The organism is Photobacterium obscurum, from assembly GCF_026191635.1.
GTDB classification, from domain to species: domain Bacteria; phylum Pseudomonadota; class Gammaproteobacteria; order Enterobacterales; family Vibrionaceae; genus Photobacterium; species Photobacterium obscurum.
This window is the reverse complement of the sequence record NZ_JAKRRW010000004.1, coordinates 87551-99988: the sequence shown is the minus strand read 5'-3', so window position 1 is coordinate 99988 and position 12438 is coordinate 87551. Positions and strand designations below refer to the sequence as shown.

Here is a 12438-nt window from a genome sequence, read left to right as displayed (position 1 = left end):
TATCAATTGTCCCTGGGCATCACTTCAAACAGGCCGTAATCACAACCTGTCTGTGCCTCGCTCTGTTGCTGGATGGCAACCGTCTCTATCGGCTGGCCTATCCCCCGGGTGATCTGATCCATCGCACCGGCAAACCAGCCCGTGAACATGTAATCCACTTTGCGATCAACCTTGCCGTAGTGATAAACAAAAGCCGAATGGTATAACCGCACTTTGGCCCGTCCCTTAGAAATATCCAGATTCTCAATGACAAATTGGCCCCAGCCCCTTTGCGACAGGCGCTTCATATAATGCTCGAACACCTGCGAACCTTGCAGGCCGTGGGTTTCTGATTCTTTTTCGCACCAGTAATAAGCCGACTGGTAACCGGCGTCATAGAGGATCTCAGCATACTTTTCGGCCCCGAGCGCTGATTCCACTGCCGTGTGGTTATTGATAAAAAAATGTCTTGGGACATACAGCATCGGGAGCCCATTGGTACTCCAGACACCAGTATTGCTATCCACCTCGATAGGCACTTCCGGGGCGTGTATTTTTGAATCTGGTGATAGTGGCATTTACTCGTCCCACACTGCTTTGAGAGTCCTTACCCAGTTCTCTCCCATGATTTTCTTCACCCGGCTCTCCGGCCAGCCATGATCCAGCAGGGCCTGAGTCAGATTTGGAAACTCGCCAATAGTCCGGATCCCCTTGGGATTGATGATCTCACCAAACCGGGTCAGCCGTCGGGCATAGCCCTTGTCATGAGTCAGCCACTCAAAAAAAGCCTGATCATGGCCCTGGGTAAAATCGGTGCCGATCCCGACACAGTCCTCACCCACAATATTGACGATATAGTCAATCGCTTCGACATAGTCTTCGATGGTGGAATTGATACCGTTTTTCAGGAAAGGGGCGAACATGGTGACCCCAATAAAGCCGCCATGATCGGCGATAAACCTCAGCTCATCATCTGATTTATTGCGGGGATGTTCCTTAAGCCCCAACGGGAGGCAGTGGGAGTAACAGACTGGTTTTTTTGATGCCAAGATCACCTCCTGAGAGGTTGTCGCACCGACATGGGAAAGATCGCACATCATGCCGACCCGGTTCATCTCGGCAACTACCTCATGGCCGAAACCGGATAACCCGCCGTCCCGTTCATAACACCCTGTTCCAACCAGGTTCTGAGTGTTATAGGCCATCTGGGCTATACCAACCCCAAGTTTTTTGAAGATCTCGACATAACCAATCTGATCTTCGAACGCATGTACATTTTGAAAACCCAGTATGATCCCGGTTTTGCCTTCTTCCTTGGCATGATAAATATCTTCGGTACATCGCACCGGGCGGATCAGATCGCTGTGATCATGGAAGAACCCATTGAACTCGACAATATTGTCCATGGTTGCCTGAAAGCCCTCCCACACCGATACCGTGCAGTTGGCGGTCGTGAGCCCCCCTTTTGCCATATCCTCGAACAGGGCACGATCCCATCTGGCGATGATCAGGCCATCAATAATGATTGACTGTTGGTGTAGTTGCGCGGCATCCGACATAGTCTTCCCTCCTGCATGCAGCTTCGGCAAATCGTTTATTGTGGTAACTTCAATTAACGATATGTCATTACCATCTGACTGACTGTGTAATAGCGACATCCGATGAAGTATTTCCGTCAAAACAACCCGGTAATTTCTCCGTGCTCATCCAGTCGGATATCCAGCGCCGCCGGATGGCGCGGCAGACCGGGCATGGTCATGATGTCGCCGCACACCACAACGACAAATCCCGCTCCGGCCATCAGGCGAACCTCTCTGACCGGCAGAGCATGATTGACCGGCGCCCCCAATACATCGGGCTCCGATGAAAAGCTGTAAGGTGTTTTGGCAATACAGACAGGCAAATGACCAAATCCAAGCTGGTGTATATCATTAAGTTGCGACAAGGCAGTGGCCGTAAAATGTACTTCACTGGCACCATAGATCCGGGTTGCCACCGTATTAATTTTCTCATCCAACGGCATATCATCCGAATACAGCGACGTAACACTTGGCGGCGGTTGCTGGAGCAGATCGATCACAGCCGCAGCCATATCCAGAGCGCCTTCGCTGCCACGTGCCCAATGTTCGGCAGACACTACCCGGGCCCCCGATGCCAGGCAGCAGCGCTGGATCACGGCCAGCTCTTCGTCGCTATCAGTGGGAAAGCGATTAATTGCCACCAGCGGTATCAGACCGAACTGCCGGATGTTCTGAATGTGTCGAAGCAAATTAGCAGAACCGGCTTCGACTGCTGCTACATCAGGCTGTTCCAGAGCGTACTTTTCGACTCCCCCCTGCATTTTTAACGCCCTGACGGTACAAACGAGCACCACCGCATCCGGAGACAAATCAGCCAAACGACACTTAATGTTGATAAACTTTTCGGCGCCCAAATCAGCTCCAAAGCCCGCTTCTGTCACCACAACATCGCTAAGAGCCAATGCCGCTCGCGTTGCCATCAGGGAACTACAGCCATGGGCGATATTGGCGAAGGGACCACCGTGGACCAGTACCGGATTATGCTCAAGACTTTGGATAAGATTCGGCATCATGGCTTCTTTTAGCAGCACCGTCATCGCACCGTCTGCACCTAAATTGCGTACCGTCACTACACTGCCATCACGACGCCGTCCAATGATCATCTTGCCAAGGCGATACTGCAGATCTTTCGGGCCTTCGGCCAGGCACAGTACCGCCATGATCTCCGAGGCAACAGTAATATCAAACCCTGACTCACGCGGAACACCATGGGCAACACCACCCAGCCCGCAGACAATATTGCGCAGAGCCCGCTCATTGAGATCCATTACCCGCCGCCAACAGATCCGGCGAGGATCCAGCCCCAGTTCGTTTCCCCAATGAATATGGTTATCGATCAGAGAGACAAGCAGGTTATGGGCAACCGTGATCGCATGAAAATCACCATTAAAATGCAGGTTGAGATCCTCCATAGGGATCGCCTGCGATCGTCCCCCCCCTGCCGCTCCCCCCTTCATACCAAAACACGGACCCAGTGATGGCTCACGCAGACAAACAGTGCTCTGCACACCGAGGGCATTCAGCCCGTCTGACAAGCCAATGCTGGTGGTAGTTTTGCCTTCACCGGCCGTTGTCGGTGTCATTGCTGTTACCAGTACCAGCTGACCACGCTGATGGCTGACATCGAGTTGCGCCATATCTATTTTGGCCTTGTAGTGGCCATAGGGGATCAGGGCATGGGGTAGCAGCCCCAATCGCTCGGCAGCGATTTCAATCACCGGCCTCGGCGTCACTGCACGGGCTATATCAATATCGGGGGAGCCCGGAGGCGGCAAGCTGTCCGGTGGAATTAAGGCAACATTGAGTTCATTTTTCATCGTCAGTGAGCCCCCCTCAACCATTTGGCAGACTGCTTCAATCCACCGAAGGGATACAAATGGATACCTTGAAAAGGTGTGTCGGGATTGATTGTCTGATAACGGGCCACTTCCTGTACCAACAAATCAGGTGTCCAAGGTTTTAGCAACTGGGTGGTTTTCAGGTTACGCCGTAACGCCGCAACCGACTCCACCACACCGCATTGCGCGGCATAGAAGAGTAAGTTCTTAAGCTGGGTGGGGCCCGGCATACCAAGATATACTGGCAAGGAGCCAAGCAACTCCTGATAGCACTCCAGCCACTGAATAAAGATCTCAGCATCAAAAGAGAACTGGGTCACCACCCACATTCTAATTTGATTCCTTTCGGCATATTCACGCTTAAAGGCAAGCGCACGAGTAAGTTCATGGTTTGCTGCGAACGGGTGTCCCTCGGGGTGACCTGCGACACCAATACCGTGTAATGGATGCTTTGACAACACTCCTGACGCCAACAATGCCAGGGTATTGGCAAAAGGCCCCGCCGGTGGAGTTTTCTCTCCAGCAATCAGCAAGATGTTGTAGACGCCAATATGGGTCAGGGACGAAAGCCACTGATGCAGGCAAGCCTCGCTCGGTACCGAGCGAGCCGGAATATGGGGAACCGGCAACATTCCCCAGACCAGCAATCGCTCACATGCTTCAAATGTTTCTTCAAATCGGCCTTTTGGCAAAAACGGGACATAAACCCAACTACCCGCTGGCAGCCAATCAGGCACTGTATGAAGCTTCAACACCTGCTTGGGCGTCGCCTCCAACGACGCCTCCATCAGCAACTGATGTAACCGTGGTTCAATATCAGGTTCGCGGAACCCTTCCTCTCCCAAGCTATTGTAGGCATTACACTTCATACCGTGCTCCAACATATTCCAGCCGCTAATCAACAAAATCGCTACCGCGAGATTTAGCAACTTCTCGTGAGTTGGGATTGACCGACGGACGAAATGGCACTTCTACCACCTCGGCATCAACCACATTGCCACCATATTCGGAAGGCAGCGACACACTCAGCTTGGTGCCGATATCCCGCAGCGCCCAGGGAACATGAGCCAAAGCAATATTGGTCTGCAGCTCGGGCGAGTACCAGGGAGAAGAGACGTACCCGACAGCATCGCCACCATCCGGCCCGTGTACCAGCCAGAAGTCATTGGCATAATCCGTAATCGGCTCCCCGCCCAGTACGATCCCAACCATAACGAGATCAAACGGCGGATTACCGGCATCGATTAACTCTCGCGCCCTTTCCAAGGCTACTTTGCCGACATAGTCAGCGCCTTTGTTTCGTGGCACCTGATAGGCAAGGTTGCACTGGAACGGCAGGGTTTCCTGATCTATATCCTGCCCCCAGGAGAGGATCCCGGCCGCAATACGGCGATGGTGGGCAGGCGCAATCACCCGCAGTTTATGAGTTTTTCCGGCTTCCAGTACGGTATACCACAGCTTCTCTGCATCCTCGGTCACATTGCGGCAGTAGATCTCATAGCCCCTCTCGCCGGTAAAACCGGTTTGCGAAATGACCACATCACACCCTGCAATTTCGGCTTCCATCAGACCGTAGTAGGGAATATTTTTAATATCGTCGCCAAACAAATCCACCATCAACGCTTCTGACTTCGGTCCCTGGATCTGAACCGGCGCCACGTCGATCTCGGCAATGGAAACATCATATTGCTTGGCGATATTGATCCCCCGCAACCACAACTCGAGATCGCTATCGGAAATGGAAAACCAGAACTCGTCCTCGGCGAGGCGGAGCAACACTGGATCATTAAGAATTCCTCCCTCGTCATTACACAAGATCACGTATTTGCCATGCATTGGTTTGATCTTGGAGGCGTCACGGGTGATCACATAATTGACAAAGGCTTCGGCATCCGGCCCCTTCACTTGGATCTGGCGCTCTACTGCGACATTCCACATCGTGACATCGTTGACCAGTGAGTCGTACTCCACCATCGCACCGCCGTCTTCCGGGCGGACATAACCACGAGGGTGATAGATACGGTTATAAACCGTTGCCCGCCAGCATCCGGCTTCTACCGAGAGGTGCCAGTACGGTGACTTCCTTACCCGGGTCGATATCAGCATTTCTACGGGCGTCGGCCCCGACTGACGCAGATTGATCGGCACGCGACGATGTGACTGTTCAACGCTGGTTTCATGACGCGCTACTCCGGCGCGTGCTTGCAGTAATCGATTATCATACTTGGTCATGGCTTTGCCCTCGTCCCCTTAGCGGTGGTATACCCCTTAAATGTGACTGTTATTGAAAATTTGAATTTCCAATCTACGACATGGATGAAACCAAAAACGTCGCGGGCTATTCGATAATCAGGCCATACTCTTCGCTGGCATCCTGCAACCACAGCCAGAGATAATCGGCAAAGCTGCGCCGAACAATTACGTCAAATTCATTGTCACCACTGCGTCTTAGCACCACCTGCGCTTTGGCAAGCAAGGTACCGACACATTTGCCAACTGGCAGTGAGCGAACATCGACATCATAAGAGGTCGACTTTCTCAGTACCGATTGTGCCTGCTGCCCTGAAAGCTCAATGACACACTGCCCGCCACTGACATCGACAACGGAGAAATGGCCAGATAACTGACGCCTTAGTTTTGCCTCCACAGGCAAACCTTCCGGGGATACTATCAGCCACTCGTTTGGCGATAACCACCAGATCTGCATGTTTTCACCAACCATCGATCTGCAGGGCTTTCGCGGCAGAGGCAGTCCGATAGCAGCTTCGACGTTGTCATAGAACGCCTTGCTCTCTTCTTCGAATTCGCAACCTCCCCCCCGCAAAATATGCTGCGCCAGACCTTTTCGTTCATGCAACACTACGTTTGGCTGCGAAACAGTGTTTGTGTAATACCTCTCTACATGATGCAGAGCAGACTCATAACGTGGCTTTTCGGGCAGGTGATAAGGTTGTGTTGCTGACGTAGAGATAACCGACTGACGCTTACCGCCAGGGTCGTAAAACACCCCATCGGTAATTTCGGCTTGCAGTACCCGGCCGTCAGCCAGAGGAAAGAAAACCGATTCGCCCATTCGGCTCAATCCGCCCTTGATCAAGCCCAGCGCAATAGAATGCCCCAACGCGGCGCTGTAATAGCTTGAGCTAACATGACCAACCATTGTCATCGGCAAAGGCTCACTGGGATCATTCACTGCCTGTGCACCTTCGGGGATCACAACATCAGGATCCGTGCATTTCAGCCCGACCAACTGTTTACGATCAGAGCGGCGGGTATCTTCACGTTGCCATGAACGACGACCAATAAAGCTGAATGTTTTTTTCTTGCCGCAGATCCACGCCATATTCATATCCTGTGGCGTGGCCGAGCCATCAGTATCCTGACCGGCAATAATGAAGCCCTTTTCTGCACGGAGGATATGCATGGTTTCCGTACCATAGGGGGTAATATCAAACTCTTCCCCCGCAGCCATGACCTGCTCCCACAGATACAGGCCATAATTGGCATTTACATTGACTTCAAACGACAGCTCACCGGTAAAACTGATCCGGAAAATACGCGCGTCGATACCAACAATCTGATGCGACTGCCAGGTCATATAAGGAAAGGCAGCATCCGAGAGATCGGCTTCGGGCATCAGCTTCTGCAATACAGAGCGACTGTTCGGCCCACCTATCGTTATGGTGGCCCAGTGATCTGTCACGCTGGTCATATACAGGTCCAGCTCCGGCCATTCAGTCTGGTGCCAGAGTTCCAGCCAGCGCAATACACCAGCAGCCCCGCCTGTCGTGGTGGTCATCAGAAAATGGTTATCATCGATACAGGACGTCACACCATCATCAAAAATCATCCCATCTTCTTTGCACATCACCCCATAGCGGCAGCAACCCGGTGCTAGTTGACTCCAGCTATTGGTATAGATCCGATTAAGAAATTCGCGGGCATCCGGCCCCTGAATATCAATTTTGCCCAACGTCGACGCATCGAGGATCCCGACACTGTTACGGGTCGCCAGACACTCCCGGTTCAGCGCCTCCTGCTGTGTCTCGTTACCCTGACGGTAGAACCAAGGGCGTTTCCACTGCCCGACATTCTCAAACTCGGCACCATGTTCCAGGTGCCAGCGATGCATAGCAGTAAAACGCACCGGATCGAACAAGTGCCCGGCATCCCGTCCGGCCAGCGTCCCGAAGGTTACCGGCGTATACATAGGGCGAAATATCGTCGTGCCAGTTTCGGGTATCGACTGGCCCAAAGCCTTGGCGGCAATTGCCATTCCGTTGATATTCCCCGTTTTACCCTGATCGGTACCAAAGCCCAGCGCGGTATAGCGCTTAACATGTTCGATAGACTCGAAGCCTTCCCGAACAGCCAACTCAATACCGGCGGCTGTGACATCATTTTGAAAATCGACGAACTGCTTGGGTGCCCGACTTGTCGGAAAATGGTGAGGAATATGGTAAATAGCCATAGGCGCGGTTTCGTCGGGATCTGAGACTTCCGGCAGCTCTGGCTGGTCTGGCGTCGACATGAGCGAAACCTGCAGACGGTCGGCGACGGCTTGCGCGGCTTTGCATCCATCGTCGAGCACTTCCGATAACTGATAACGTCCCTGGATCCCGCCTGCATAGAGCAAATCGGGATTGCCCGGAACAAAACCGGCAATGTCATCTCGCCACACCGGACGACTGCCAGTATGGCAGGACAGGTGCAGACTCGGGCTCCATCCGCCCGAACTGGCTACCGTATCGCAACTCAGCAGACAGGTATCAATTCGACTGACTTGGTTGCGATTGTGTTTAAGCTTCGCAATTTCAACCGCACTTACCCGCTTATGACCACGCACATTGATAACGGCATGCCCGTGGAATATATCTATCCCGGCGGCTTTAGCCCGTTCAGAGTATTTTCCTGAGCTATTTGAGCGCGTATCAACAATCGCAACCACCTCACGACCGGCGGCGTGCCAGTCCAGCGCGGCCTGATAGCCTGAGTCATTGGCTGTCATCACAACCAGTTTTTGCCCCGGGATCACTCCATAACGATTGATATACGTCGATACTGCAGATGCTAGCATACAGCCTGGCACATCATTGTTGCCAAACACCAGCGGGCGTTCGATAGCCCCGGTTGCCAGCAGCACTTCACGTGCTCGCACCCGGTGCAGACGCTGACGAGCCCCCGGCTGATACTCGCCAAGATGGTCAGTTCGGCGTTCGACAATGCCAAGAAAGTTCTGATCGTAGTAGCCAAATACCGTACTGCGTGGCAGCAAGGTGATATCCGGCTCTCCCTCAAGCAGCCCCAGAGTTTCCGACAGCCAGATCTCAGCAGGTGCCCCATCAATATACTGCTTGCTGCCTAACAGGCATCCGCCCATTTCCTGTTGCTCATCGGCGACCAATACCCTGAGCCCACTGCCGACAAGCTTTCTTGCCGCCATCAGCCCAGCGGGTCCGCCCCCGACAATCATGACATCGCAGTGATGATGCATCTTGTCGTAACGATCCGGATCCCGCGCCTGCGGTACCTTGCCCAGCCCGGCAGCCTTGCGGATATATTTTTCATACGTCATCCACATCGACTCGGGATACATAAAGGTTTTGTAATAAAACCCGACCGGCATCAAGCCACCGCCGACTTTACCTAAGGCTGATTTCATATCCCGCTCGATATCCGGCCAGCCATTGACACTGGTGGCGACCAGTCCGTCATATAACTCAACTTGTGTCGCGCGCAAATTAGGAATCGTCGTGGCAGGCGAATTACCGACCTGAAGGATTGCATTAGGCTCTTCGGCACCTGCACCAAGTATGCCGCGCGGACGACTGTACTTATAGCTTCGTCCTATCACATCAATGCCGTTGGCTATCAGCGCTGAGGCCAAGGTGTCTCCCTGATAGCCTGAATAAGTTTTGCCATTAAACGAGAGCGTCAGCGATTTGCTACGATCAATCCGCCCTCCGGCAAACAAGCGATTGGGCTGGGTCATTTGCGCTCGTCCTCCCTGATCTCGGGTGGCGTATCTGTCAGTTTGTATACCTGCTCAATGTCATAGCTCACCGTATTGCGGATCACGTTGAAAAATAGCCGGCAGCCAGTGGCATGAAACCACATCTCTCTGTGATTACCCTTGATGTTGTTGCGATGAAACAGGTATCGCCCCCACTCTTCGTCACTGACACTATCCGGATCAGGGGGACGCACAATATGAGCTTCTCCGGCATAGGTAAACTCTTCTTCCTCACGGTACTCTTCGCAATAAGGACAGTAGATATTCAACATAAGGCTCTCCTCGGGCATATACCCAAACGACTCCCTGGTTCAAGGATCAAGGTGCTGGATATATCTCTTAATGCGCTACACCTGCTGCGCCGTGTTCATCGATCAGGTAGCCGCTGACAAAACGGTCGAGACTAAAAGGCTGCGCCAACGGATGCGGCCTGTCGTTGGCGATGGTATCGGCAAAAACATGGCCGGAGCCCGGGGTTGCCTTGAAACCGCCCGTTCCCCAACCGCAATTAAAATACAATCCGTCAATGGCTGTCGGGCTGATGATCGGGCAGGCATCCGGGCAAATATCGACAATACCGCCCCAGTGGCGATTGAGCCGAACCCGGCTGAGGAAGGGAAACATTTCAATAATGGCGGCAATGGTATGCTCGATAACCGGAAAGGAGCCTCGCTGACCATATCCAAGATAGCTGTCAATACCGGCTCCAATCACCATATCGCCTTTGTCCGACTGGCTGATATAGCCGTGAACATGGTTGGACATCACCACCGTATCCAAACAAGGCTTGAGAGACTCAGATACCATAGCCTGCAGCGGGTGTGACTCGATTGGCAAGGTCATGTTGACCATCTTGGCAATCTCGCCGGAATTGCCTGCGGCTACGCACCCCACCTTGGCTGCACCGATAAAGCCGTTCTTGGTCTCGACACCCTGCACTCGGCCATCACGCACCCGAATCCCAGTGACTTCATTTTGCTGAATAAGATCCACACCCAGCTTGTCAGCCGCGCGGGCAAATCCCCATGCAACAGCATCATGCCGTGCAGTACCTGCCCGTGGCTGCCAACTCGCGCCCAACACCGGATAACGGGCACTGGGAGAGCAATCCAGCATGGGCACCAAAGCCTGAACAGAAGCAGTATCTAGCACTTCCCCGTCGATGCCATTTAGCCGGTTGGCATTTACCCGGCGTGCAATATCCCGCATATCCTGCAAGGTATGGCCAAGATTCAAAACGCCCCGCTGACTGAACATCAGGTTGTAGTTGAGATCCTGTGACAGTCCCTCCCACAGCTTCAGTGAATGCTCGTAGAGATGGGCAGCTTCATCCCACAAATAGTTGGATCGAACAATCGTGGTATTACGAGCGGTATTACCCCCGCCCAGATATCCCTTTTCCACGACAGCAACATTGGTGATACCGTGAACTTTGGCCAGATAATACGCCGTGGCCAATCCATGTCCGCCCCCGCCGATAATCACAACGTCATAAAATGGCTTAGGTTGTGGATTTCGCCACACCCGCTGCCAATGCTCATGAAAACTCAATGCATGCTTGAACAGACCAAAGCCCGAATAGTGATTCTTCTTTTCACTCATTGATAGCGCCTTCCCAGACAAAAACATTAGGATGCCAGAGCGCAGACTCGCTCCCTTTTAATGAAGCCTAATGCCCAATACGGGAAAAGAATGCCCGGTTGCGGCGAACAGAGGCTGATTTGCGACAGCCTATCGGGTTTGCACTTTTGAAAGCAGCAAACATGCAAGTCACACAAAAAAAGCTATTGAATAGATATAAAACTCACATAAAATCATTTAAATAACTGATATGTTTGACTATTAGAATAAGTTAAAAAATTCACCTATAGCCACGGAATGCAAGGCTAAACTTCAACATATATCTATATCGCTAGTTTAAAGGGATCCCATGCAAACACTTCTCCCTCCGGCACTCAAGCCCGGAGACACAATAGGTTTCTTCTCCCCTTCAGCCCCAGCAACTGTATTTGCCCCGCAGCGCTTCGAAAGAGCCAAAGCCTACCTGCAAGCTAAAGGTTTCAAGCTAGCCACTGGCTCATTAACCGGAAAAAGTGACCACTATCGTTCCGGTTCCATTGCTGAACGAGTCGAAGAGCTCAATACGCTAATTCGCGATCCGAAAGTACGCTGCATTATGTCGACGATTGGCGGGATGAACAGCAACTCCCTATTGCCATATATTGATTACGAGGCATTGAAAAGAGATCCCAAGCTCATTATTGGCTACTCTGATGTAACCGCACTTCTGCTAGGCATCTACCAACAAACTGGACTAGTGACTTTTTATGGCCCGGCACTGGTGGCCTCGTTTGGCGAGTTTCCTCCGCTGGTTGACCAAACATTCGAGTCATTTCTTGCGATAACCGGAGCCTCCGGACAAAGTCGCTATCAATACACCCAACCCGAATTTTGGACCGATTTTTTCATCGACTGGAACCAACAGAACAGTGCCAAGCCGGTCTATCCTAATAATTGCGAGTTCCTCGGTTCGGGCACCGTTTCAGGGCGGCTGATCGGTGGAAACCAAAATACCATGATGGCAATCTGGGGAACGCCATACCAGCCAGAGATAAAGCAGGGAGATATTCTGCTACTGGAAGACAGCCTTCACGATATCGCCACCGTCGAACGCACGACAGCCCAACTGAAGTTAGCCGGAGTATTCGACCGTGTCGCCGCAATAATCCTCGGCAAACATGAGTTGTTCAAAGATAGCGGTACGCTTCGCAAACCGATTGATGTGTTGCAGGAGGTACTCAACGAGACCAAGGTACCAATCGTCAATGGCTTTGACAGCTGCCATACCCATCCGATGCTGACGATGCCGATCGGCACCAAGATCACCATTGATTTTGACCAAGAAACCGTATGCCTGACAGAGCCTTGGCTGGCGGCGAAATAGGCAGGATAACTAAAAAAATAGCAGTCTCTGGCGAGACCTTGTATTGAGGCAATAGAGCCAACCATAACGGATTCACGAAGGCTC

At 52.4% G+C, this 12438-nt stretch carries 9 protein-coding genes; 1 reads left to right on the top strand and 8 read right to left on the bottom strand.

From position 1 onward, the window contains the following. Positions 1–2: 2 nt before the first annotated feature. The 8 genes from MD588_RS06520 to MD588_RS06485 all read right to left on the bottom strand — a co-directional run bounded on the left by MD588_RS06520 (position 3) and on the right by MD588_RS06485 (position 11012). Positions 3–557 (bottom strand): 4-vinyl reductase, encoded by a 555-nt coding sequence (locus tag MD588_RS06520; protein ID WP_265696217.1) that lies wholly within the window; start codon positions 555–557, stop codon positions 3–5. Next, positions 558–1538: a dipeptidase gene (locus tag MD588_RS06515; RefSeq protein ID WP_265696216.1), complete on the bottom strand. Its 981-nt coding sequence runs from the start codon at positions 1536–1538 to the stop codon at positions 558–560. It lies immediately after the preceding gene. A 116-nt stretch (positions 1539–1654) separates the two neighbouring features. Next, positions 1655–3376, bottom strand: coding sequence for a formate--tetrahydrofolate ligase (locus MD588_RS06510; RefSeq protein ID WP_265696215.1), 1722 nt, complete (start codon positions 3374–3376; stop codon positions 1655–1657). A gap of 2 nt (positions 3377–3378) precedes the next feature. Beyond that, the gene (locus tag MD588_RS06505) at positions 3379–4266 is read right to left on the bottom strand and encodes a methylenetetrahydrofolate reductase (protein ID WP_265696213.1); all 888 of its coding nucleotides are present in this window, start codon (positions 4264–4266) and stop codon (positions 3379–3381) included. A 25-nt stretch (positions 4267–4291) separates the two neighbouring features. Then, positions 4292–5629, bottom strand: coding sequence for a glycine cleavage T C-terminal barrel domain-containing protein (locus MD588_RS06500; RefSeq protein WP_265696212.1), 1338 nt, complete (start codon positions 5627–5629; stop codon positions 4292–4294). Positions 5630–5735: 106 nt separating this feature from the next. Then, complete coding sequence (locus tag MD588_RS06495) at positions 5736–9389, bottom strand: sarcosine oxidase subunit alpha family protein (protein ID WP_265696211.1); 3654 nt, start codon at positions 9387–9389, stop codon at positions 5736–5738. Then, complete coding sequence (locus tag MD588_RS06490) at positions 9386–9682, bottom strand: sarcosine oxidase subunit delta (RefSeq protein ID WP_265696210.1); 297 nt, start codon at positions 9680–9682, stop codon at positions 9386–9388. The genes MD588_RS06495 and MD588_RS06490 overlap by 4 nt, the downstream gene beginning before the upstream one ends. 67 nt (positions 9683–9749) lie before the next feature. After that, complete coding sequence (locus MD588_RS06485; RefSeq protein WP_265696209.1) at positions 9750–11012, bottom strand: sarcosine oxidase subunit beta family protein; 1263 nt, start codon at positions 11010–11012, stop codon at positions 9750–9752. A gap of 328 nt (positions 11013–11340) precedes the next feature. Between MD588_RS06485 and MD588_RS06480 the strand changes: the two genes are divergently transcribed. Next, entirely contained in the window at positions 11341–12354 is a 1014-nt protein-coding gene (locus MD588_RS06480) for a S66 family peptidase (RefSeq protein ID WP_265696208.1), read from the top strand. The last annotated feature ends 84 nt before the right edge of the window (positions 12355–12438 follow it).

Coding starts and splice junctions, on each gene's coding strand:
- MD588_RS06485 (WP_265696209.1), bottom strand. CDS start 11,012: ATGAGTGAAAAGAAGAATCACTATTCGGGCTTTGGTCTGTTCAAGCAT.
- MD588_RS06505 (WP_265696213.1), bottom strand. CDS start 4,266: ATGAAGTGTAATGCCTACAATAGCTTGGGAGAGGAAGGGTTCCGCGAA.
- MD588_RS06490 (WP_265696210.1), bottom strand. CDS start 9,682: ATGTTGAATATCTACTGTCCTTATTGCGAAGAGTACCGTGAGGAAGAA.
- MD588_RS06510 (WP_265696215.1), bottom strand. CDS start 3,376: ATGAAAAATGAACTCAATGTTGCCTTAATTCCACCGGACAGCTTGCCG.
- MD588_RS06520 (WP_265696217.1), bottom strand. CDS start 557: ATGCCACTATCACCAGATTCAAAAATACACGCCCCGGAAGTGCCTATC.
- MD588_RS06480 (WP_265696208.1), top strand. CDS start 11,341: ATGCAAACACTTCTCCCTCCGGCACTCAAGCCCGGAGACACAATAGGT.
- MD588_RS06500 (WP_265696212.1), bottom strand. CDS start 5,629: ATGACCAAGTATGATAATCGATTACTGCAAGCACGCGCCGGAGTAGCG.
- MD588_RS06495 (WP_265696211.1), bottom strand. CDS start 9,389: ATGACCCAGCCCAATCGCTTGTTTGCCGGAGGGCGGATTGATCGTAGC.
- MD588_RS06515 (WP_265696216.1), bottom strand. CDS start 1,538: ATGTCGGATGCCGCGCAACTACACCAACAGTCAATCATTATTGATGGC.